The following is a 23,038-nucleotide window of genomic DNA, read 5'->3' on the forward strand; positions in this document are numbered from 1 at the left end:
CCGATTAGAAAATTTGATAATTAGATAATGTCTGGCTTTGCGTAATCTAATTCATTATCTAATTGACTAATTATCTCAATTATCTAATTTTTGAATGTGCCAATTAGAAAATTTGATAATTAGATAATGTCTGGCTTTGCGTAATCTAATTCATTATCTAATTGACTAATTATCTCAATTATCTAATTCCTTTGTCTAACGGTTCGTTGTTCAATCCTCTTTTCAAATTTTTCTCCCTGAAAAATACGTTGTACCATAATCCCCGGAATATGAATTTGGTTTGGATCTAAAGTTCCAACCGGAACTAATTCTTCCACCTCAGCAATGGTAATTTTTCCGGCTCCAGCCATACATGCATTGAAGTTTCTGGCAGTTCCTTTAAAAATAAGATTTCCGGCCTCATCCCCTTTCCATGCTTTTACAATGGCAAAATCAGCTTTGAAGGCTTGTTCCATAATATGCATTTTTCCATTGAATTCACGTACTTCTTTTCCTTCAGCAACTTCAGTTCCATAACCTGCCGGTGTGAAGAAAGCTGGAATTCCAGCTTGTGCGCCACGACAACGTTCTGCCAAAGTTCCTTGTGGGGTTAATTCAACTTCCAATTCTCCAGAAAGCATTTGGCGTTCAAACTCCGCATTTTCACCAACATAAGATGAAATCATTTTTTTGATTTGTTTCTTCTGCAAAAGCAATCCCAAACCAAAATCATCAACACCCGCATTGTTAGAAATGCAAGTTAAATCTGAAATTGTAGTATTTACCAGGGCTGCAATCGTATTTTCAGGAATTCCGCATAATCCAAAACCACCAAACATGATGGTCATGCTGCTTTCAATTCCTTCGATCGCTTCCTGAACATTATTTACTTTTTTTGTTATCATAACAAACTGTCTTTATTACCGTATATTTTTTGATAAAAATAAGATTTTTAGATTAAATTATAACGATTTCGTAAAAAATAAGTTTAACCCAATTTAAAAAAATATCCTTTTGTATTCTTCCAAAATTTAGAAGTTACAAAAGGATATATTTTATTTAAACGAAGAATTAAATTACAATTGGAATTCGTCTGTATTTTGTTCTGTTTGAGTAGTATCTTTTACGACTGCAGGTCTGCTATAACAATCTACTTTTATCGAAAGATTCGCCGGACGCTCAAATTCTGATTTAGAAATCTGAAGCGCTTCATCTTTATAACAAAGTTTCATAAAATAAGCCCAAACTGGCAAAGCCGCTGTAGCTCCCTGACCATAAGTCAAACTTTTGAAACGTGCTGAACGGTCTTCACATCCAACCCAAACTCCGGTAACTAAATTCGGAACCATCCCCATAAACCAACCATCTGACTGGTTTTGTGTTGTTCCTGTTTTACCCGCAATTGGGTTTCTAAACATATATGGATATCCTGTCCAACGGTTATCTCCACTTCCTCCGCCTTCTGTACGCAAACGTGCACCAGAACCAGTTTCAGTAACCCCTTCTAATAACTTGATAACTGCAAAAGCGATATCTTTATTTAGAACATCATGCGATTCCGGAATTGGCTCGTAAATAACCTCGCCACTTTTATTTTCAATTCGGCTTAAAAACTGAGGTTTTACATAAACTCCCTGATTTGCAAATGTGCTGTAAGCCGCAACCATATCTTCCACCGTAATATCAACTGCCCCAAGAGCAATTGAAGGCTGAACCGGAATTTCTGTTTTAACTCCTAGTTTTTGTGTTAATTCAACAACAGCTTCAGGACCCGTTCTATCAATTAATTTAGCAGAAACTGTATTGATAGAATTCGCCAAACCTTGCTTTAACGTTACCATTCCGCGATATTTGTTATCCGAGTTTCTTGGTTCCCAATCTTCTGTAACGTGGTGACGTCCTTTATGAATCATAAACGGACCGTCTAAAATAGAATCACAAGGCGACATATTTAATTGTTCGATCGCAGTTGCGTATACAAAAGGTTTGAAAGTAGAACCTACCTGTCTCGCTCCCTGACCTACGTGATCGTATTGGAAATATTTGTAGTTAATACCACCAACCCAAGCCTTAATACTTCCTGTCTGAGGCTCCATTGCCATTAAACCAGATTGCAAAAAATGTTTGTAATAACGAATAGAATCCAACGGAGTCATAATAGTATCACGTTCTCCCTTCCAGGTAAAAATTCGCATTTGTGTTTTTACTTTAAATGAAGCAATAATATCGTCTTCACTTTTATCCATATCTTTCATGATGGCCCATCGCGTTGAATTTTTCATCGCCTGCATCATGATTCTTTCTGTTTCTGCCTGGGTAATATTTACGAAAGGTGCATTTTTATTGGTTTTCTGTTCGATAAAAAACTGCTGTTGCAAGTTTTTCATATGCTCAGAAACCGCTTCTTCAGCATAAGACTGCATTCTTGAATCGATTGTAGTGTAAATTTTCAATCCATCTTTATAGATATCGTAATCAGAACCGTCTGGTTTTTTGTTTTCTGCCACCCATTTTTTCATGTAATCACGAAGATATTCTCTAAAATAAGTCGCAGTTCCTTCACGGTGACTTTCTAATTTGAATTTTAAGGTAATTGGTAAAGCCTGTAATCTTAGCTTTTCAGCAGTAGTGATCATCTTTGCTTTTTCCATTTGTCCTAGTACCACATTACGACGATTTTTTACGCCCTCTGGATTACGGACCGGATTGTATAAACCTGAATTCTTGAACATTCCGACTAAAATAGCCGATTCGTCCATTGTTAAGTCTTTTGGATCTTTAGAGAAATACGTTTGTGCGGCAGAACTTACTCCAACAGAATAGTTTCCGAAATCATAAACGTTGCAATACATTGCCAAAATTTCGTTTTTGGTATACTGTCTTTCCAGACGAATGGCAATAATCCATTCCTTTATTTTTTGTACAATTCTGAAAGGAAGGAATTTAGATCCTTCACCGTGGAATAATTGTTTTGCTAATTGCTGTGTTAAAGTACTCGCCCCACCATTGGTTCCTAAGCTAAAAACAGCTCTTAAAGTTCCGCGTCCGTCAATTCCTGAATGTTCATAAAAACGAGCATCTTCGGTAGCTACTAACGCTTCTACTAAACTCTTTGGTAAATCAGAATATTTAAGTTGTGATCTATTGGTTTTAAAGTATTTACCAAGCACTACTCCATCAGAAGAAATGATTTCTGTAGCTAAATTAGAATCCGGATTTTCCAAATCTTCAAAAGAAGGCATTGAACCGAATAATCCCCATGAGGCAAATAAAAAGAAAGCTAAAATTCCAAGCAAAGTGTAAGCAAAAACTCTCCAGAATTTCTTTTTATAATAGTTAATATCCTTATTACTATTGGGTTGATTGTTTTTTTTGGTGGCCATAAATAACTATTTTCTATTCTTTTTGTTCTATTCTAAAACCTACATCTGTAACACCATCTAACTCCTGAACACCTGGTATTTTTCCAGATTCTCTAACAGCTTGTTTGATATGCACCTTGTATTTTCCTCTAAACTTAACGTCTTCTTTGTAAAACAGTTTACTCTCTTTAATATCTGTAAAACCATTTCCTAACAACGTTCCGTCCGGATTTGCCATTTGATATTCTAACGTATCTACTTTTGTGAAACCATTTGGCATTTCAAGAGCTACAATTAAAAACAAATTATTGAATGGATAATTGTTATTGTCTCTCAAATTTACAAATAAATTGTATTTTTTGGTGGAATCTAAAACGGGCAAATCAAAAGTTACAATACTGTCTTTATTCCATGCACTTCCAACAGATTTGTACTCATCAAACACTCTTTTCTTATCGCAAGAAAAAAGAAGAATTGCTGCCAAAAGAAGAATTCCGCTATTTTTTATTCTCATTTTTAGTAATAATTATAGGTTTTCTTGGCTCAGCTGGCTTATTGTCGTTCGAATTATTTGGCTTATTCGAATTATTAGGCTTATTGTGCGGTTTATTTGATTTATTCGGATTACCGCCAGCTGGTTTATTATTGTTATTATTATTTCCTTGTTGAGGTTTGTTTGGTGCCGGAGCAGCTACAACAGCGCCTTCAGCATTTGGTTTGCGTTTGCGATTTGGTTTTTTCTTTTTCTTTGGCTGATCAAAACGAGTTAAACTCTCCTGACCCATTGCATTATTGAAATCTTTTTCAGGCTCTGAAGTAATTTCAATTGCGAAATCTTCTAAAGATGAAACTTTATTTTTCAGCTTGTTTTCGGCAATAATCTCTTTTACCTGATCAATTTTCAAAACATGCCAGTTTGCAAAATTATTAGTGTAAGCAAACCACATTAAACCTTTAAAAATATCTTGTTTTTGACAGATTGCATCTCCTTTTTCAGTTACTAATTTAGTATCATAATCGGGGAAATCTTTGAGCGCATCCATGTACGTGTCCAACTCATAGTTTAGACAACATTTCAATTTTCCGCATTGTCCGGCTAATTTTTGAGGATTAAGGGAAAGTTGTTGGTAACGTGCTGCTGATGTGTTGACACTTCTAAAATCTGTCAACCAGGTCGAACAGCAAAGTTCACGTCCGCAAGAACCAATTCCACCTAAACGTGCTGCCTCCTGACGGAAACCCACTTGCTTCATTTCAACTCTTGTACTAAATTCTTTAGCAAAATCTTTAATCAAAAGTCTAAAATCGACTCTGTCATTTGCAGTATAATAAAACGTCGCTTTTGAGCCGTCTCCCTGAAATTCAATATCAGAAATTTTCATTTCCAATTTGTGTTGAATCGCCAATTCACGTGCACGAACTTTCATTGGTTCCTCGCGATCACGCGCTACAGACCAAATATCGATGTCTTTTTGAGATGCTTTTCTATAAATTTTTGGAATTTCATTGCTTTCGTGGTTAACCCCTTTCTTCTTCATTTGAATTTTTACCAATTCGCCTGTCAAAGTCACAATTCCAATATCATGTCCTGGCGATGCAACAGTTGCTACAATATCACCAATACTTAAAGTTAATTTCTCTGAATTTCTAAAAAATTCTTTGCGGCCGTTTTTAAAACGAACCTCAACACAATCAAAAATTGCCTCTCCATTAGACGGGCTCATGTTCGAAAGCCAATCAAAAACCGTCAATTTATTGCAGCTATCGGTGCCGCAAGTCCCATTATTTTTACAACCCTTTGGTGCGCCACCATCTGAGGTTGAACAACTTGTACATGCCATAATTATATATGTAGTGTTGCAAAAAGCAACTTAAGTTCATAAACGTTTAATCGGTAAAGATAGTATTTTTTTTAGTTTGCTTTTTATGCATTAAAACTAAATGCTTGTTAAATAAAAAAACCTATTTCACATATTGCAAAATAGGCTTTTTTATGTAACAAGCATTGCAATTAATTTCTTGACGGGATAAAAATAAATTATTTTATTTTACACCTAAATTGTTTCAAAATCCATTTAGATATTTCTTTATTATTTCAAAAATATAAAACTTTACTTACATGTTATTATATTTGTAGTTAAATTCAAAACCGAATGAAGTTCTATTGCATACCTTTCTTTTTAATTCTCAACTTTTCTTTTTCACAAACCCAAATTGATTCTATAAGACTTCTTTCTTTTAAAATCAATTTTCCTCCTGCTTCAGCAAGTGTAGATGATATTGATTTTACTAAAGAAAAACCTGAATGTGCTTTTGAATTAAAAGGAAAAAGTCCACTTAAATACTCTTTCCGTTTACAAAATGATTCATTGGTGTCACTTTATCAATTTAAAAACGAAGAATTTCAATTTCAGGAAAACTTGGATTATCAGCCTTTTCTTTGGCACTTTCATAATGATCAGCTTTATTCAAATTTTAAAATAGTGGACTTTGACAATGATGGAGACGAAGATCTTTTATGTTGGGTTTATTCTAATGTAAATGGGAATGAATGGACAATTATTTTTATCAATGATCAAATAAAGCATAAGCTCGTTCGACTTTATAATACAGTAGAAAAAACAGATATTTGGTCGAGACCTGAATTTGACAAAAAAACTAATACTATAAATACAGAACTTTATGGAAGTGCTTTTGGGATATCTGAAGAAAGTAGCTACAAATTAAATGAAGATTTGACCTTAACACCATTGAAGAAACATTTTCAGGATCGAACAGGAAAGCATATAATTAATTATGAATACGTAGGAAAAAACAAAAAATGGAAATTGAAGTCCAAGGCTATAACTAAACAATAAAATCAAAACGCAACAAAATTTAAGCCTTTAAATGATATGAATAAGTATTTATTTTTTTTAGCAGCAATTTTCACACTTTCAATAAGTATTAGTTGTAACGACAAAAGCCAAAAAAAAGAGCCTGTAAAAATTCAAGAAGTTTTTAATACAGGTAAAGAATTCTCAAAAACTCCAAAAAGAAAAAAACCTGAAGATTTTCTACCTCATGGTTATGCTATTTTCGACACTATATATGGCGATCTGAATAAAGATAATTTAGAAGATTGTGTTTTTATTATTAAGAAAACTGATAAAAACAAAATTATAAAAGATGAATATCGTGGCAGGTTAAACCGTAACCGAAGAGGTATTCTTGTTCTACTAAACAAAAATGACGGTTATGAATTAGTGGTTAAAAATTACGAATGTTTTTCTTCTGAAAATGAAGATGGTGGAGTATATTTTGCTCCAGAACTATATATTGAAATAATAAAAGGAAAATTAGTTATCAGTTATGGTCACGGAAGATATGGATATTGGTCATATACCTTTAGATATCAAAATAACGATCTCGAACTTATTGGATACGATGCAAGCAGTAATCATGGCCCGACAGTTTTATCAGAAACAAGCATAAACTTCTTAACTAGAAAGAAGATTCTAAACGAAAATATAAATGATGATTATGAAGGAGATGAAGTTTTTAAGAAAACTGAAAGTAAAATCAGCCAAAGCAAATTGATTAAATTATCTGAAATTGAAGATTTTGATGAATTTGAGGTTTCAGAAGAATAATATTAAACGTCCTATTTGTTTAAAGACAAAATAGGACGTTTAATTTTAAATCTAAACAAAACCTAAGTTTCCTTAACCGTAATAATCTTAACAGGACAAGCTTTCGCCGCCAATTCACAACTTTCAACAATGGTATGATTGGGAGATTTCAAAGTAAAAAACCCTTTTGCATTATTCGAATGAAGTAAAACCGATTTACCGTCTTTTTTTGACATTTGAAAATGTATCGGATCCATTTCGACACAGTAATTACACCCAATACATTTATCTCTTTGCAATGTTATAATAACCATTATGCTTCTACAATTTTATATAATTTATCAGACATTCTGATTCGGAATGGCAATTTAAAAGTACAATCGTCACCTTTTGTGGCTTTTTCAGAAACTAAATCATTCACAAACATTTCATCAATAATTAGTTCCTGAGCTCCTGTACTTGGACCAGTTACCAAAATTTTATCTCCAACTTTAATGTCATAAGCTTCAATTTTGAATTGCCCTACTTCTGCTTTTGGGAAATAATGAGTTCCTTTCCCCACATAAACTTTTTTTTGAGTTGCTGCAGATCCCGGACTGTCACTCCATTCTCCTAATTCTTGCCCCAGATAATAACCTGACCAAAAACCACGATTGTAAACGGTATTCAAAGCTTCCATCCAAACCTCAACTTTTTCTTCGGTGAACGTTTTATCATAATAAGCATTAATTGCTTCTCTATACGTTTTGATTACCGTTGCCACATATTCGGGAGCACGACCACGACCTTCAATTTTTAAAACCTGAATTCCGGAATCAATTACCTGATCGAGAAAATCTAACGTACATAAATCTTTAGGCGACATCATGTATTCGTTGTCCAATTCTATTTCAAAACCCGTTTCCTGATCGATAACGGTATATTTTTTTCGACAGTTTTGTTTGCAGGCGCCACGATTGGCTGAGGAATTATGCGAATGCAGACTCAAATAACATTTTCCGGAAACTGCCATGCATAATGCACCGTGACCGAAAATTTCAATTTCAACCAAATTCCCATTCGGTCCTTTTATTTGTTCTTTCTCAATTTGATCGGTAATTTTCTTTACTTGGCGTAAGCTCAATTCCCGGCTTAAAACCATAGTATCGGCAAATAAACTATAGAATTTTATGGTTTCGATATTGGTCACATTCAATTGCGTCGAAATATGAACTTCCATAGAAATACTTCTAGCTATAGCAATTACAGCTTGGTCAGAAGCAATCACCGCAGTAATATTGGCTTCTTTGGCTTTGTTCAATAGTGTTTTTACAAGAGATAAATCATGATCGTAAATTATTGTGTTCAGCGTTAAATAACTTCTAACATTTTTGGCTTGACAGCGATTCGCAATTTCTGTCAAATCATCCATTGTGAAATTTACTGTTGAGCGAGCACGCATATTGAGTTGTTCTACGCCAAAGTAGATTGAATCTGCGCCATTATCAAGCGCTGCCTGAAGTGACTCAAAGTTCCCTGCAGGAGCCATGAGTTCAATTTTATTCAATGTCATTTTAATTGGTATTGTATTTATAAAAATTTTCAATATAGCCCGAGGTTTCAACCTTGGGGATGTATTATTTGTAGCGAGTTTCTCTTCACATTGCCCCCAAGGTTGAAACCTCGGGCTATGCTTTTAGCAATGCTTATAAATCTTTTTCAATTTTAGGCCAAGGTTTAAAATTGGGAGGGTATTTTTTATCGGAGGCTTTTGTTCTATATCCCCAAATATTACAAAAGTTGAAACCATTGGCTAAGGTTGTGGTATTCTAGGTATAACGAATTTCAATATAGCCGAAATTTCAACCTGGGGAACGTATTATTTGTCGCAAGCTTTTCTTCACATTGTCCCCAAGGTTAAAACCTCGGGCTATGTTTTCAGCAATGATTTATAATCAATTTTCAATTTTAGTCAGAGGTCGACCTAGGGAATCTATATTTATTAGAAACTTTAGTTTGACATTTAAGGATCAAACCGCTGGCTAGGATATTGTGGTATTATATCTATAACGAATTTCAACATAGCCCGAGGTTTCAACCTTGGGAACGTATTAATTGTCATGAGTTTTTCCTCACCATGTTGACGTTTATTGTCGGGAGCTTTTATTCACATTGTCCCCGAGGTTTAAACCTTGGGAACGCAATATTGAGCTAAAGAATCATCTATTTCCCAACCCGTGTAATTTTACAAATTCGTCAAATTCATCTTGCCCATTTTTCTTAAGATGATGTTGCTTTTGATTTTTTATATAATTGTGAACAACATCCAGCTGAGACTCGCTGACTGAAAAAGCCGCATAGCCAGTTTGCCACGCAAATTTTTCAAGGATTAGCTCTCCACTATTTATAAAATGAGAAGAACTCCCCTTTATTTGCTTTAAGAGATATGAAATAGTTTTTGTGGATTTTGTAAAAATAAAACATGCACATGATCAGGCATTCCATTTATAATTCTTACTGGACAGCCTAATTCAATTAGTCCGTCCCGAATATAATCATACAATTTTTTCTCAATAGAATCATCGATTAATTCAAGACGGTTTTTGGTTGCCCAAATTGCATGAATCCGTAATTTGGTAAAAGAATGCGACATTGTAAATTAGCTTAAAATTTCAGCTAATTTACAATTTTATACAATTTATCCGACAAACGAATACGAAATGGTACCTCAAAAGTAACGATATCACCAATCTTAGCAGTTGTAGTTGCTGCCCCATCGACAATCATTTTATCCAAAACCAATTCCTGTTCACCCGTAGTTGGTCCGGAAATTAAGATCTTATCACCAAGGCGCAATTCTTGATTTTCAATAGTAAATTGTGCTACTTGTGCTTTTACATAATAGTGTTCTGCTTTTCCAAGAAGAACCTTCTTAACTTTGATTTTTTGACGAATATCTGCTGGTTTAGCTACGCTCCGTTCGGCTCCGCCTCGGGTTTCGGATGCAGCCAAAGCAGTATCAGCTAGCTCTCCCGAATGTTTGAATTTTAAATTTTCAGATTTTCCTTTTCTAAAAACTTTATTTCCAACTTGTTTTCCGGTTCTCAATCTTACCTGATCAACCAAAGGCATGTGAATAATTTCAAGACATTCTGTAGAACAACAATTTTCCATTGCTGACTTACATTCATCACATTGAATAAACAACAAATGACAGCCGTCGTTTTCGCAATTCGTATGATTGTCACAAGGTTTTCCGCATTGATGACATTGTGAGATAATATCATCGGTAATTCTTTCGCCAAGACGATTATCAAACACAAAGTTTTTTCCAATGAATTTGCTTTCTAAACCTTCTGCCTCAATTTGTTTGGCGTAATTAATGATTCCGCCTTCTAATTGATATACATTTTTAAAGCCCTGATGTTTAAAATAAGCACTTGCTTTTTCACAACGAATTCCACCAGTACAATACATTACCAGTTTTTTATCTTCTTTATGATTTTGAAGTTGTTCGTTGATTATGGGTAAACTTTCTCTAAAAGTTTCAACATCCGGAGTGATGGCACCTTTAAAATGGCCGACTTCACTTTCGTAGTGATTTCTAAAATCAACCACAATCGTATTAGGATCATCCAGAATTTCGTTAAATTCTTTGGCTTTAAGGTGAACGCCTATATTAGTAACATCAAAGGTTTCATCGTTTAAACCGTCAGCAACGATTTTATCACGAACTTTAATCGTCAATTTTAAAAAGGAATGATCATCATGTTCTACAGCTTCATTCAATCGTATGCCTTTCATGAAATCATAAACTTCAAGAGTTGCTCTGAAAGCTTCCAGATTTTCTTCCGGAATACTCATTTGAGCATTTATTCCTTCGGTGGCGACATAGATTCGGCCTAAAGCATCGAGCTTATTCCAGGCTAAAAATAAATCATCGCGAAATTTTTTGGGATCTTGAATTTTGGCGTACGCATAGAAAGACAACGTAAGACGTTGTTTACCTGCATCATCGATCATGATGGCTCTTTCTTCTGCGCTTAAAGTGTTGTACAGTTGCATGCTATAAACTAATTTAAGTTGAGAATTTTTTTGAGGTGCAAAGGTAGAGAAAAAGGTTCTAAGTTACAAAGGTTCTGAGGTACTAAGGTTTTTTAAAAGCTAAAGTTGCGATCTTTTCCGTATTACTCTTTTTCATCGAGCAATGCTTGTTTGACCGCATTTAATTCGGCGATTTTTTCTTCGCTTACTTTCGGATATTCTAAATCCATCTCGTCTAAGGCGTGAATTATTGCAGATGCAATGGCAATTCGCGCATACGATTTATTGTCGGCGGGAATAACATACCAGGGAGATTTTTTAGTCGATGTGTTCTTTATTAATTCTTCATACGCATGCATATAATCATTCCAATAGCCACGTTCTTTCGCATCTGTTGCACTAAATTTCCAGTTTTTATCCGGGTTATCTACGCGTTCTATAAATCTTCTTTTTTGTTCGTCTTTTGAAACATTAAGAAAAAACTTGATTACAACAGTTCCGTTTCTGTTAAGATACCTTTCAAAATTTCTTATGTCTTCAAAACGATTTTCCCAAATATTTTCAGTAATCAATTTTTCTGGTATTTTTTGACTTTTCAGAATCTGTTCGTGAACACGAACTACCAAAACTTCTTCATAATAGGAGCGATTAAAAATGCCTATACGTCCTCTTTCGGGTAAATGTTTTTGGCAACGCCACAAATAATCATGATCCAATTCTTCAGAACTTGGTCCTTTAAAAGAAGATACCTGACAACCCTGCGGATTTACACCAGACATAACATGTTTGATAGCGCCATCTTTTCCAGCAGCATCCATAGCCTGAAAAATAAGCAAAACCGACCATTTATCCTGTGCATATAGAATGTCCTGCATAGCAGCCAATGCTTTTACCCCCATTTGCAAAGTTTCTTTAATTGCTGATTTTTCTTCATTCCCAAAATAAGAAGTGGGCCTGTCCCTTAGTGTAAAACTCTTATCATCACCAACACAATATTGTTCTGAAAACTTTTTTGCCTTATGCAATAATTCTTTTTTACTTAACGCCTGTAGATCGCTTGAAGCGCTATTCAAATTCTTCGATTTTACTTTATTCTTTTTTGACATAACAGGAATTTTTAAAATATAATTAGAAAAAATTAAAAATAGATTCTTACAAAAAGTGCAGTTTGGCGGTATTTTATAGCTTTTAGTCGATTTTATTAACAATTGAAGATCAATTAAATATAAATTTAAGAAAAAATGGGAATGAAAAATAATATTTCAAATCTTAATAAAAAAATGTTAACTTAGCTAATGAATTATTTGGTTTTTAGTTAGTTGAGTTTTAATGAAATTTAATAAAAAATTAAAAATGAACAGAATTTACTCTCCAACAATTTTCTTACTTTTTTTATTGTTATCCTGTAAAAAAGAAACTCCTCCGGCTCCTAAGCCTCTCGAAATTCCAATTGTTCAAGTATTACAGCAAGATGTAAATCTTGAATCAGAATTTACTGGTCAAACTTTTGGGGAATCCGATATCCAAATCAACCCAAGAGTTGATGGTGTTATCCTTAGTCTTAATTTCAAAGAAGGAGGTTTAGTAAAAAAAGGGCAGTTATTGTATACAATAGATCCGTTGCCATTTCAGACGAAAGTAAATGAAGCAGAAGGCCAATTAGCCGAAATGCAAGCCAGATTGGCCAAAACCAAATCAGATTACGAAATGATGGTTCCATTGGCTAAAATAAACGCCATAAGTCAAAGAGAGTTGATAGCTGCGAGATCATCTTATAATGCGTCTCAAGCTTCTATAAAAGCTGCATCGGCCAATCTTAAAAATTCAAAAATAGAGTTAGGGTACAGTAACATTGTTTCGCCAATTTCCGGATTAATCGGAATATCAAAAGTCAGAGTTGGTGATTATGTTCGTCCAGGTCCCGCATCTGTTTTAAATACTGTTTCTGATTTAGGCGATGTAAGAGTCCGTTTTACTGTGAGCGAGCAGGAATTTCTTCGAATATTCAGAGAAATTTCTAAGAAAGATTCCAATTTGAAAAATGCTGCAAAAACCATTTCTATCCTGTTGTCAGACGGTTCAATTTATTCTGAAAAGGGAAAAATCAGTTTTGCCGACAGACAAATTGATCCTGCTACCGGTGCTGTAACTTTTGAAGCTGCATTTGCCAACCCACAACAATTGATTCGCCCTGGCCAATATGTAAAAGTTATTGTTACTTCAGATATTCGCAAAAATGCTCTGATTATACCTCAACGTTCTGTTATTGAAATGCAGGGAATTACTCAGGTTTATGTTTTAGGCAAAGACAATAAAGTTGAAATGAAGGCAATACAACTAGGTCCTGCATTCAAAGACTCCTATATCGTTACTGATGGACTAACAGCCAATGATAAAATTGCGCTTGGAGGAACCTCTCAATTAAAAAGCGGTAATGTTATAACGCCGAAAATTCAAGAATGGACTCCGGGACAAGGACAAGCAGTTAAATAATTCTGTGCTAACTTAATAATTTACAAACATCATTATGGGAGAATTTTTTGTTAGAAGACCAATTGTTGCCATGGTAATCAGTATCATCATTATTATACTTGGATTACTGGCTTTGCAGAAAACGCCTGTCGCTCAATATCCTGATATTGTTCCACCTTTAGTAAAAATCACTACTTCTTTTACTGGAGCAAATGCCATAAATGTCGAACAAGCTGTAGCCACACCTATTGAACAAAAGGTAAATGGTGTAGAAAACATGTTATACATGAAATCTATCAATACTTCAGACGGAGCACTTACTGTCGAAGTAACTTTTGATGTAGGTACTGATTTGGATAATGCCAACATGCTTACGCAAAATAAGGAAAAGCAAGCTGAACCATTCTTACCTCAGAGTGTAAAACAACAAGGGGTTTCGATTAAAAAGTCTTTATCATTCCCGATGATGATTTTTACGCTTACCTCTTCTGATCCTAAATACGACGGTGTCTTTTTAAATAACTATGCCTATATCAACGTTATTGATGCTCTTGCGAGAATTAAAGGTGTAGGAGATTGTATTCTTTTTGCTGGAAGTGAATATTCTATGAGGATTTGGCTTCAGCCGGGCAAAATGAGCAGTCTCGGAATTACAGTTGATGAGATCAAAAAAGCATTGAACGATCAGAACATGATTACTCCGGGAGGAAAATTTGGTGCTGAACCGGCTCCGATGGGAACAGATTTTACCTATAGCGTAACACTTCAGGACCGATTGGTTACTCAAAAACAATTCTCTGAAATTATAGTAAAAAGTAAAGAAGACGGGTCAAAAGTACTTCTAAGTGATATAGCGAGAATCGAATTAGGTACTGAAAATTATAGTTCAACTTCACGCAGAAATGGCAAACCCAGCGCGGCCATCGGAATATTTCAAATGCCTGGAAGTAATGCTTTGGAAGTAGCTGCAAAAGCTAAAGCAACTATGGATGAGATCTCTAAAAGATTTCCTTCAAACGTTGAATATCAGGTTTCGCTAGATACTACAACAGCAATTACAGCGGGTGTTGAAGACATTCTCCACACTCTTGTTGAAGCCATTATCTTAGTTATACTTGTGGTTTTTATCTTCCTCCAAAACTGGCGTGCAACATTGATTCCGTTGATCACAGTTCCAGTTTCATTAATTGGAACAATTGCCGTTTTTCCATTATTGGGATTTTCCATTAATACACTTTCACTATTAGGATTAGTATTAGCAATTGGTATTGTCGTCGATGATGCTATTGTTGTAGTGGAAGCTGTTGTACATCATATTGAACACGGAAAATCTCCAAAAGATGCCACTATACAAGCGATGCGTGAAGTTTCAGGACCCGTAATTGCGATCGCTTTAATCTTGATTGCGGTGTTCGTTCCCGTGGCAATGACTCCCGGAATCACGGGTCGTTTTTACCAGCAATTTGCAATAACCATTGCAGTATCTGTGGCCTTCTCTGCCTTTAGTGCCTTATCCCTAAGTCCCGCGCTCTGTGCAATGTTGTTAAAACCCACAAAACCCGTAGCGGAACAAACCGGATGGCTTGCCAAATTTTTTACAGGATTTAATAGAATTTTCGAAAATGTGACAGGCAGATATATCAAAGGAGCAACTTTCTTTGCGAAAAAAGCATTACGTATTATCGTTTTGCTTGCTGTGGTTTTAGTTGCTGTAGTATTCTTAGGCAAAAAAGTTCCGGCAGGGTTTATTCCTGAAGAAGATCAGGGTTATGTACTAGTAAATGTTAACGCTCCACCTGCTTCCTCTTTACAAAGAACTGATGAAGTAACCAGAAAAATTGAGTCAATTTTATCAAAAGAAGAAACGCTGGACTGTTATACCACCATTAACGGATATAGTTTACTAACCAGTTCTTATTTACCTGCAAACGCTTTCATCTTTATATCACTTAAACCTTGGGATGAAAGAACAATGACGGCGCAACAAATAGCTGATAAAATTAACGGCCAATTTGCCCATCAAATAACAAATGCGACAGTAATGGCTTTTGGTCCGCCCGCAATTCAGGGACTTGGAGCGTCCGCTGGGTTTAGCTTAATGTTGCAGGATCGAGGTGGAAATACTCCACAATATCTTGCACAACAAACTCAGGCATTTATTGCCGAAGCGCAAAAACGTCCGGAAATAAAAAGGATTTACACCACTTATAATGCCGGAACACCTCAGGTTAAGTTAGAAATAGATAACGACAAAGCCATGAAACTCGGTGTACCAGTTTCAAAAGTAACTGAAGTATTGGGTACCTTTTTGGGAGGGACTTATGTGAATGATTTCAACCGTTTTGGACGTCAGTACAAAGTGTATTTGCAGGGAGAAGCCATTGATCGTGTAAAACCAGAAAATCTAAATCTGATTTACGTGAAAAACGACAAAGGCGATATGCTGCCAATATCAACCTTGGTAACCGCGACAAAAGTTTCAGGACCTGATTTTACCAATCGTCTTAATTTATTTAGAGCGGCAGAAATTGGCGGAGCTCCAAACGAAGGTTATAGTAGTGCACAGGCCTTAGATGCCTTAGAAGAAGTAGCGAAGGCAACACTACCGGCTGATATGAGTTACGATTATATCAACCTTTCTTATCAGGAAAAACATTCTCCCGGAGGAGGCACTGTATTCTTAATGGCATTGGTTTTTGTATTCTTAATTCTTGCCGCACAATACGAAAGCTGGAAATTACCTTTCAGCGTATTACTTGGTGCGCCATTTGCGGTTTTCGGAGCCTTTTTAGGATTGTTTCTCGCGAGATTAGGAAGTGATGCCTACGTAAACAATGTATTTGCCCAAATTGGTCTGGTTCTGTTAATTGGATTGGTCGCGAAAAATGCCATTTTGATTGTAGAATTTGCCAAAGAAGAATATGAAAAAGGAACACCCCTCTATGAAGCGGCTATGACTGCAGCTAAACTTCGTTTTAGACCAATTTTGATGACGGCTTTTGCCTTTATTCTTGGAGTTGTACCGTTGCTGACCGCGACAGGTGCTGGGTCGCAGGCACGTATCGTAATGGGAATGGCTGTATTTAGCGGAATGTTAATTGCGACAGTTCTGGGAGTATTAATTGTTCCGGGATTGTTTGTAATGATTGAAAATATCGGAAAAAAGAAGGATGAGGTTGTAGCAACTGAAATTAGTACGGATTCAAAAACTACAGATCATGATGAATAAAGTAAAAATACTAATCGTTATTCTTACTCTGGCAGTATTGCCTACAGCTTGTCTCGTAGGTCCAAAATATCAAAAGCCAGATGAACCTCAAACGGCTAATTTTCGTTATGGCCCTGGATATGCGGATACTCTTGCTTCTGTAGTCAACGTGAAATGGTTTGATCTTTTTAATGATGATGTTTTAAAAGGACTTATCAATAAAGGGTTAGAAAACAACTATGATCTGCGAATTGCCATGGCACGTATTGAACAAACCAGAGCAGAATTAGGCTATTCAAAAGCTGATTTATTACCCGCCATTGGCTATAGTGGTACAATAAATAGTAATGAAAAAGCATTTATTCCTTCAAGCGCATCTGCTTCATTATCTTGGGAACTCGATTTTTGGGGTAAGATCCGCCATGAAAACAGAGCTGTTCAGGATGAATTAATTGCCAGCGAAGAGGGACGAAAAGTAATTTTGTCGAATCTGGTTAGTGATATTGCTACTGCTTATTTTGAACTCCGAAATTTTGATAATCAACTGATTATTACCAATCAAACACTTGAAACCAGACGAAAAGCATTTGATATCATCAATGCAAGGTTCTTGGCCGGATATGTTTCTGAGGTAGACAAAGTTCAAATCGAGCAACAAGTCGCGATTGCCGAAGCGGTTATTCCGTCCATTCAAAGACAAATTACTATGCGGGAAAATACAATCTCCATATTAACCGGTCAGCCTCCTGGTCCAATTGAACGCGGTAAAACTGTTACAGAACTTGAAGTAGTTAACAACATACCGGTTTCTATCCCTTCTATTCTTTTACGAAACCGACCAGATGTTAGACAGGCTGAAATGTATTATATGGCTTCTAATGAAAGAATTGGTGTTGCGCAGGCAATGCGTTTCCCGTCTTTTAACATTGCTGCTATTGCAGGATTTGCAAGTAGTAAAGTAAGCACTTTATTTGACGGTTCTTCTTATGTTCAAAATGCAAGTGGTTCAATTGCCGGACCTATCTTCAATTTTGGAAAAAACAAACGAAGAGTAGAAATCTACAGACAAATTGCTGAAGAATCGAGACTTTCCTACCAAAAGACTTGTATCATTGCCCTTTCGGAAGTGGAGCAATCGTTGCAAAATGTAAAAACCTATAAAGAGGAATGGGCAGCACGTGACAGACAAGTTATTGCCGCAAGAAAAAATTTAGAATTATCTGAAGCCAGATATTACAACGGTTACGTTTCTTATCTGGAAGTACTTGAAGTACAGCGCTCTCTATTTGATGCCGAATTAAGCCTATCCGATTTAACCCAAAGTCAGTTGGCTTCTATGATTCAGCTTTACAGAGCTTTAGGCGGGGGATGGAGCCTTTAAAGGTTCTGAGATGCTAAGATTCTAAGGTACTAAGGTTTAAAATAAAGTTCTGAGATACTAAGGTGCTAAGAGATTGTGATTAAAGATAAAAAAAAGCACTACTAAAAAGTAGTGCTTTTTGTTTTTTAGACCTTAGTGCCTTAGCATCTCAGAACCTTAGAACCTCAAGAATTAACAAAACTCGTTAAACGCATCTTGCAAATTCTCAGCGATTAATTCAGCTGGACGTCCTTCGATGTGGTGACGCTCTAACATGTGAACCAATTCTCCGTTTTTGAACAAAGCCATAGATGGCGATGATGGAGGAAAAGGAAACATATGTTGTCTTGCAGCATCAACCGCTTCTTTGTCAACACCAGCGAAAACTGTAATTAAGTGATCTGGTTTTTTAGCACCTTCTAAACTCATTTTTGCTCCCGGACGTGCATTTCTTGCAGCACAGCCACAAACAGAGTTTACAACAACTAAAGTGGTACCTTCAGCTTTGATAGCGTTATCTACAGCGTCAGCACTATGTAAATCTTGAAAACCTGCAGCTGTTAATTCAGCTTGCATTGGTTTTACCATTTCTTCTGGATACATATTGTTTATTTTTAAATTTTACTTTTGATTTTGCAAAGTTACAAAGTTTAAGCGCAACTACTTAATTTGAAGTATAAAGTTTTGTTATAGTTCGATTGGAAAAGTCGAAAGTTGGAAAGTCTTAAAGTCGAAAGTCAAAATTGGAGCTTTATAAAGGCTCTTATTTAAACAAAACTCGAAATAAAGCTTTCAAAAATGGTGTTTTAGGGCATTTCACAATAACCTGCAAATCCTCCATTAAACTTGTTTCTTCGTCCAAAAACTTAAAAACCAATGCTGGATTACCTTTTTTAAATAAAGAGGAGAAAATAGGGCTTCCTAATTCGTTATGGCGGTACAAAATATCCAAAAGCAATAAATCATAAAACCAAAATCGGCTCTTTTTATGAAAGGATGCCATTTTGAAGTTTTCCTTTTGAAGAAATTCTACCAACTGAGATGATTTTTTATCTGAATTTCTAAAAGTAAAACCAGTACTCGCTTTGGTCCATCCGCCGGCTGTCCCAATATTTAAAACTCTTTTGGTATTCTTTTTCCAAAAGGGATAACAAGTCATCGGAATACTTCCCTGCTCCTTTTCAATAATTTCAAATTTAGCTGCGCCGAGTTTCTCTAAATACAACTGAATCTCCTTTTCATATTCTTCTTTCGGAAGCAAACTCTCCGAAAACAACGTATACTCCACCAAAACTTCTGTTTTAGAAATTGGCAAAACATACATAAAACGAGTATTTCCTCTTTGTTCAACCGAAAAATCCATGAAAGTAGCTTGTTCCGGATTGAAAACTTCATCTTCAGTTTTCACAAACCAACCCACAAAATGCTGTTGCAAAACCGGATATTTGGCTTGACTTTGAACAAGGCCCTTGGTATATACACTGTTGAATAAGTAATCCCCAGTATATCTGTTTTCTTCGGTTCCCACAAAAACATGAGTTTCGAGTTCATTGATATCGGTTACTTTTTCGTTTAAAAAAGTGATATTTGATTCTTTAGAAATGGTTTCAAAAACAAAATTGTAAAAATCAATTCCACGAATTTGGTTATATTGATATGGTTTCAGCTCCAAATCTCTTTTGAAATCTTCATTTGCAAACAAAGCCGAATCCCATTTTTTTGAGATGATTGAATTCCATATCGTTTCTTCTTGTACCCAAAAACACCAGGTTCTGTCATTGGTTTTCTTAACATCCTGATCTAATAATAATATAGACTTGTCAATGAATTTCCCAGATAAAATCATTTTATAAACGGTCATCAAAGCTGACAAACCTGTTCCTGTAAAAATGTAATTGAAATGTTTTATTTGCGAAGAATTCATTCTCAAAAATAAGGAATTTTATTCTTTCAATTTTTCTAAAAGCAGTTTAAAATCTTTTGGGCTGAGGTAATTGTTATACTGCAGCATGATTTCGTTTTTCTCATTCAAAACACACAAAACCGGATACACAATTTGATTGTTCATTGTTCCGAGTTCCAAAGCCAGTTCATGCACACCAACATTATTTCCTGTTGGCTGGTATTTAAACATTTGATTATTAAATGAAATATCCTGTTTTTCCTCAGCATTAAAATCAATAAAATAAAAATCCGAATTTAAACTTTGGATAATTTCCTGATTTTTGAAAGTCGTGCTTTTCATTTTTTGGCAATACTGACACCAATTGGTATGAATAAAAACGATAATTTTTCGCTTTTGAATCTGCTGCAAACTATCTATCGCCTCAAAAGATCTGCTTTGAAGTTGGCAGAATCCCGTTGAGGTAATTCCCAAAAAGAAGATAATTATTGCTAGCTTTTTCATGTGTTTTTATTTTTTGCCACAGATTGTACAGATTAAAAGGAATTTAAAAAAAGTGTTACCACAAATTACACAAATTTGCACAAATTAAAATTCAAGGTAATTGCTTCGCCTATTCGCTATCGCTCGGGTCGTGGCAAAAAAATCTTTTTTAATCTGTGCAATCTGTGGCATAAAACATTTTATCTCAAAGTATATCTCAACCCAAAAAACCCGCGAATCGACTGATTTTGCCCGTAAACATACGTCGTATCAAAAGTTAATCCGTATGGATTATCCGGTGTTACCAATACTTTTCCGGCCGAATCGTATTGCACATTTTTATCAAAAGGATCATTCGCTCTCGAGATTAAAAACGGATTTTTTTGCATTGGTGTGAAATTCAACAGATTCTTAATTCCGCCATACAGCTCAAAATTCTTCCATCCAAAATAGGTAAATTGAATGTTCTGAATACTGAACCACGGCGATTTCGGGCTTCTCGGATCATATTCACTCAACAATGGCAAGTTCATCGGACTGTAAACATTCCCGGTATAATCCAATAATAAATTTAAGGATTCTATTTTATAAGAAACGCTCCAGGTTGCTGTAAAGTTCTCGGTTAAAAAAGGTCTTTCTGAAACCCCGTTTTCCACATTTTTATTATCTAAAACAGTAGCGCCCAAAATCATCTTTAATCCTGAAGGAAAATTGATATCTACATTCGTACTGATTCCCTGGCTGATAGCATAACCGTTGATATTATCATAAATGATTTTATTGGGATCGGTTTCGTAATCGGATATGATTTTATTGCTGAAACGGGTGTAAAAAGCCGTTGTTTCAATTCCGATAAAAGTGCCGTTACCGAAGTTTATTTTTTGAATATAGTTCAGATTCGCATTCACAGACTGTTCTGGTTTCAAATCATTCTGAATGACAACATCGCGCGAACCTGTTAATGCTGCGTGATCTTCGGTAAATAAATTCACAACACGAAAACCCGTTCCGGCATTCAATCTGAAAATCGTGTTTTCGTTTTTCTTCCAACGATACGCCACTCTTGGTGTATAAATTGAACCGTGAATCGAGTTATAATCATAGCGCATTCCTAACAAAACCTGACTTTTCGGCGAAAGCGTAATTTCATCCTGAACAAAAATGCCGGGTAACCAGGTGCTTTCGGCTTCTTTTGTGGCAGTAGTATTGTCGTCGTAATACGAATAGCGATTCGCAATTCCGGCAAGTAAATCATTCCTTCCTAGCTTTTTATCCCAGGTCAATTGCAAAAAACCAATTTTCTGATTCGCGATATACGATGTTGTTCCGTAACGACTGTCCTGATAATGCACATTTCCGGAGAACGAAAGCATCAGTTTTTCTTCAAATGGCAATTGATAACTTCCTATTAATTCACCTCTTTTGGTATAAATACTTTCGCCGTAAATTTCATCGCCGCCTCGGTATTTTTTCTCCCAGCGCACATCTCCGCCCCAGCGATCTTCATACATACCACGTGCCGCGATCGTGAAAAGTCTATTTTCATTTCTCAAAAAACTCCATTTATTGAAAACCGAAATCCGTTCAGACAAAGTCACATCGGTAAAATTGTCTTTGTCTTTATCGACCACTTCATTGTAATTAAAGTAATTGATTCCCAAAAGCGTCATTGATTTTTTAGTCGGACTGAATTTCATTCCCAAATCGACATTGGTTTCCAAATAAGTCGTGGTAAAAACATCAGCTGCAAAAACCGGCGCGTTCGTTGGGTTTTTAGTGATAATATTAATCAGACCGCCGACTGCTTCACTTCCGTACAAAGACGAAGCCGGACCTTTTACGATTTCAATTCGTTCGACCAGAGAATTCGGAATTCCGGATAAACCATAAACCGTCGAAAGACTGCTCACAATTGGCATTCCGTCAATCAACACCAAAGTGTAAGGACCTTCTAAACCATTGATATGAATATCGCCCGTATTGCAAACACCACAATTAAGCTGCGGCCGAACGCCATTGATGTTTTGAAGCGCTTCGTAAATACTCGGAGTTGGATTTTTCTTGAAGAAAACCGGCGAATAAACCTCAACCGGAACAGCACTTTCTAATCTTTTTACTGCTTTTAAAGTTCCTGAAACCACAACTTCGTTAAGTTGATTTTCATTGTCTTCTAACTCAAAATCTTGATTTGTATTTTGTGCTTCAACAACTAAAATTTCAACGGTCATTGGTTTGAATCCAGTCGAGGTCACTCGAATAGTATATTTTCCTCTCGTAACATTTTCAAAAAAATAATAACCTAAACTATCGGTAACTGTTTTTTGTTTGGTGCCCAGTAAATGCACATTCGCGGCTTGTATTTTATTTCCTTCGCCAGTAACAAAACCAGAAATAGTCATGTTTTCCTGTGCGTAAGAAAATTGTAAAGTAAACAGAATCAATATTACTATTGAGTTTTTCATTATTATAAAATTAAATTTAGACAAAACTAAAAATTAAATTTGACAAATAATGATTCTGAAACTAAAAATTTTAAATCAATTTAAATCAATATGTTAGATTTTTGTTTAAACACATAGAGACATAGTTTTTTTATCTGGCAAAAGGCGTTTCACTTGCATTAAAAAACATAGCTAT

General features: G+C 35.5%; 17 protein-coding genes and 1 pseudogene. 5 read left to right on the plus strand and 13 right to left on the minus strand.

What is annotated here, in order from left to right; all coding sequences use genetic code 11:
- Positions 1 to 182 precede the first annotated feature (182 nt).
- The 4 genes from B0A65_RS10135 to B0A65_RS10150 all read right to left on the minus strand — a co-directional run bounded on the left by B0A65_RS10135 (position 183) and on the right by B0A65_RS10150 (position 5,182).
- Positions 183 to 884: a CoA transferase subunit A gene (locus B0A65_RS10135; RefSeq protein WP_074660206.1), complete on the minus strand. Its 702-nt coding sequence runs from the start codon at positions 882 to 884 to the stop codon at positions 183 to 185.
- A 171-nt stretch (positions 885 to 1,055) separates the two neighbouring features.
- Positions 1,056 to 3,362: a penicillin-binding protein 1A gene (locus B0A65_RS10140; RefSeq protein ID WP_074660205.1), complete on the minus strand. Its 2,307-nt coding sequence runs from the start codon at positions 3,360 to 3,362 to the stop codon at positions 1,056 to 1,058.
- Between the two features lie 13 nt (positions 3,363 to 3,375).
- Positions 3,376 to 3,855 carry a gliding motility lipoprotein GldH gene (locus B0A65_RS10145; protein WP_074660204.1) on the minus strand — a complete coding sequence of 160 codons (480 nt, stop codon included), beginning with the start codon at positions 3,853 to 3,855 and terminating at the stop codon, positions 3,376 to 3,378.
- The gene (locus B0A65_RS10150) at positions 3,839 to 5,182 is read right to left on the minus strand and encodes a PSP1 domain-containing protein (protein WP_074660203.1); all 1,344 of its coding nucleotides are present in this window, start codon (positions 5,180 to 5,182) and stop codon (positions 3,839 to 3,841) included. Before B0A65_RS10150 ends, B0A65_RS10145 begins: the two co-directional genes overlap by 17 nt.
- Before the next feature lie 312 nt (positions 5,183 to 5,494).
- On the opposite strand from B0A65_RS10150, the gene B0A65_RS10155 reads away from it, so the two are divergent.
- Positions 5,495 to 6,199, plus strand: a complete 705-nt coding sequence (locus B0A65_RS10155; protein ID WP_074660202.1) for a hypothetical protein — start codon at positions 5,495 to 5,497, stop codon at positions 6,197 to 6,199.
- Positions 6,200 to 6,235: 36 nt separating this feature from the next.
- Complete coding sequence (locus tag B0A65_RS10160) at positions 6,236 to 6,973, plus strand: hypothetical protein (protein ID WP_242670262.1); 738 nt, start codon at positions 6,236 to 6,238, stop codon at positions 6,971 to 6,973.
- 62 nt (positions 6,974 to 7,035) lie between these two features.
- On the opposite strand, the gene B0A65_RS10165 is transcribed toward B0A65_RS10160, so the two are convergent.
- From B0A65_RS10165 to B0A65_RS10185, 5 genes and pseudogenes are all read right to left on the minus strand, one after another.
- Positions 7,036 to 7,266 (minus strand): ferredoxin, encoded by a 231-nt coding sequence (locus B0A65_RS10165; protein ID WP_074660201.1) that lies wholly within the window; start codon positions 7,264 to 7,266, stop codon positions 7,036 to 7,038.
- Positions 7,266 to 8,504, minus strand: coding sequence for a peptidase U32 family protein (locus B0A65_RS10170; protein ID WP_074660200.1), 1,239 nt, complete (start codon positions 8,502 to 8,504; stop codon positions 7,266 to 7,268). The genes B0A65_RS10165 and B0A65_RS10170 overlap by 1 nt, the downstream gene beginning before the upstream one ends.
- Before the next feature lie 646 nt (positions 8,505 to 9,150).
- Positions 9,151 to 9,584 (minus strand): annotated as a pseudogene (gene tnpA / locus B0A65_RS23675) (IS200/IS605 family transposase).
- Between the two features lie 23 nt (positions 9,585 to 9,607).
- The gene (gene trhO, locus B0A65_RS10180) at positions 9,608 to 10,996 is read right to left on the minus strand and encodes an oxygen-dependent tRNA uridine(34) hydroxylase TrhO (RefSeq protein ID WP_074660199.1); all 1,389 of its coding nucleotides are present in this window, start codon (positions 10,994 to 10,996) and stop codon (positions 9,608 to 9,610) included.
- Positions 10,997 to 11,118: 122 nt separating this feature from the next.
- Positions 11,119 to 12,081, minus strand: a complete 963-nt coding sequence (locus B0A65_RS10185) for a polyphosphate kinase 2 family protein (RefSeq protein ID WP_083370450.1) — start codon at positions 12,079 to 12,081, stop codon at positions 11,119 to 11,121.
- A 247-nt stretch (positions 12,082 to 12,328) separates the two neighbouring features.
- On the opposite strand from B0A65_RS10185, the gene B0A65_RS10190 reads away from it, so the two are divergent.
- The 3 genes from B0A65_RS10190 to B0A65_RS10200 are packed head-to-tail and all read left to right on the plus strand — an operon-like array spanning position 12,329 to position 18,036.
- Positions 12,329 to 13,468, plus strand: coding sequence for an efflux RND transporter periplasmic adaptor subunit (locus B0A65_RS10190; protein WP_074660304.1), 1,140 nt, complete (start codon positions 12,329 to 12,331; stop codon positions 13,466 to 13,468).
- Between the two features lie 34 nt (positions 13,469 to 13,502).
- Complete coding sequence (locus B0A65_RS10195) at positions 13,503 to 16,676, plus strand: efflux RND transporter permease subunit (RefSeq protein WP_074660198.1); 3,174 nt, start codon at positions 13,503 to 13,505, stop codon at positions 16,674 to 16,676.
- Entirely contained in the window at positions 16,666 to 18,036 is a 1,371-nt protein-coding gene (locus tag B0A65_RS10200) for an efflux transporter outer membrane subunit (RefSeq protein WP_083370449.1), read from the plus strand. Before B0A65_RS10195 ends, B0A65_RS10200 begins: the two co-directional genes overlap by 11 nt.
- A 171-nt stretch (positions 18,037 to 18,207) precedes the next feature.
- On the opposite strand, the gene B0A65_RS10205 is transcribed toward B0A65_RS10200, so the two are convergent.
- The 4 genes from B0A65_RS10205 to B0A65_RS10220 form a co-directional block, all read right to left on the minus strand.
- Positions 18,208 to 18,618 carry a BrxA/BrxB family bacilliredoxin gene (locus B0A65_RS10205; RefSeq protein ID WP_026982321.1) on the minus strand — a complete coding sequence of 137 codons (411 nt, stop codon included), beginning with the start codon at positions 18,616 to 18,618 and terminating at the stop codon, positions 18,208 to 18,210.
- A gap of 160 nt (positions 18,619 to 18,778) precedes the next feature.
- Positions 18,779 to 19,939 carry a lycopene cyclase family protein gene (locus B0A65_RS10210; protein ID WP_074660196.1) on the minus strand — a complete coding sequence of 387 codons (1,161 nt, stop codon included), beginning with the start codon at positions 19,937 to 19,939 and terminating at the stop codon, positions 18,779 to 18,781.
- An 18-nt stretch (positions 19,940 to 19,957) separates the two neighbouring features.
- Positions 19,958 to 20,422 carry a thioredoxin family protein gene (locus B0A65_RS10215; RefSeq protein ID WP_074660195.1) on the minus strand — a complete coding sequence of 155 codons (465 nt, stop codon included), beginning with the start codon at positions 20,420 to 20,422 and terminating at the stop codon, positions 19,958 to 19,960.
- Between the two features lie 179 nt (positions 20,423 to 20,601).
- Positions 20,602 to 22,863 (minus strand): TonB-dependent receptor, encoded by a 2,262-nt coding sequence (locus tag B0A65_RS10220; protein WP_074660194.1) that lies wholly within the window; start codon positions 22,861 to 22,863, stop codon positions 20,602 to 20,604.
- Positions 22,864 to 23,038: the final 175 nt, after the last annotated feature.

The organism is Flavobacterium frigidimaris (genome assembly GCF_002217275.1).
Lineage (GTDB): Bacteria > Bacteroidota > Bacteroidia > Flavobacteriales > Flavobacteriaceae > Flavobacterium > Flavobacterium aquidurense.

Bases quoted from the DNA above. Each gene is read 5' to 3' on its own strand.
- B0A65_RS10155 (WP_074660202.1), top strand. From the start codon at position 5,495: ATGAAGTTCTATTGCATACCTTTCTTTTTAATTCTCAACTTTTCTTTT.
- B0A65_RS10165 (WP_074660201.1), bottom strand. From the start codon at position 7,266: ATGGTTATTATAACATTGCAAAGAGATAAATGTATTGGGTGTAATTAC.
- B0A65_RS10145 (WP_074660204.1), bottom strand. From the start codon at position 3,855: ATGAGAATAAAAAATAGCGGAATTCTTCTTTTGGCAGCAATTCTTCTT.
- B0A65_RS10170 (WP_074660200.1), bottom strand. From the start codon at position 8,504: ATGACATTGAATAAAATTGAACTCATGGCTCCTGCAGGGAACTTTGAG.
- trhO (WP_074660199.1), bottom strand. From the start codon at position 10,996: ATGCAACTGTACAACACTTTAAGCGCAGAAGAAAGAGCCATCATGATC.
- B0A65_RS10190 (WP_074660304.1), top strand. From the start codon at position 12,329: ATGAACAGAATTTACTCTCCAACAATTTTCTTACTTTTTTTATTGTTA.
- B0A65_RS10195 (WP_074660198.1), top strand. From the start codon at position 13,503: ATGGGAGAATTTTTTGTTAGAAGACCAATTGTTGCCATGGTAATCAGT.
- B0A65_RS10220 (WP_074660194.1), bottom strand. From the start codon at position 22,863: ATGAAAAACTCAATAGTAATATTGATTCTGTTTACTTTACAATTTTCT.
- B0A65_RS10140 (WP_074660205.1), bottom strand. From the start codon at position 3,362: ATGGCCACCAAAAAAAACAATCAACCCAATAGTAATAAGGATATTAAC.
- B0A65_RS10215 (WP_074660195.1), bottom strand. From the start codon at position 20,422: ATGAAAAAGCTAGCAATAATTATCTTCTTTTTGGGAATTACCTCAACG.
- B0A65_RS10210 (WP_074660196.1), bottom strand. From the start codon at position 19,939: ATGAATTCTTCGCAAATAAAACATTTCAATTACATTTTTACAGGAACA.
- B0A65_RS10160 (WP_242670262.1), top strand. From the start codon at position 6,236: ATGAATAAGTATTTATTTTTTTTAGCAGCAATTTTCACACTTTCAATA.
- B0A65_RS10135 (WP_074660206.1), bottom strand. From the start codon at position 884: ATGATAACAAAAAAAGTAAATAATGTTCAGGAAGCGATCGAAGGAATT.
- B0A65_RS10205 (WP_026982321.1), bottom strand. From the start codon at position 18,618: ATGTATCCAGAAGAAATGGTAAAACCAATGCAAGCTGAATTAACAGCT.
- B0A65_RS10185 (WP_083370450.1), bottom strand. From the start codon at position 12,081: ATGTCAAAAAAGAATAAAGTAAAATCGAAGAATTTGAATAGCGCTTCA.
- B0A65_RS10200 (WP_083370449.1), top strand. From the start codon at position 16,666: ATGATGAATAAAGTAAAAATACTAATCGTTATTCTTACTCTGGCAGTA.
- B0A65_RS10150 (WP_074660203.1), bottom strand. From the start codon at position 5,182: ATGGCATGTACAAGTTGTTCAACCTCAGATGGTGGCGCACCAAAGGGT.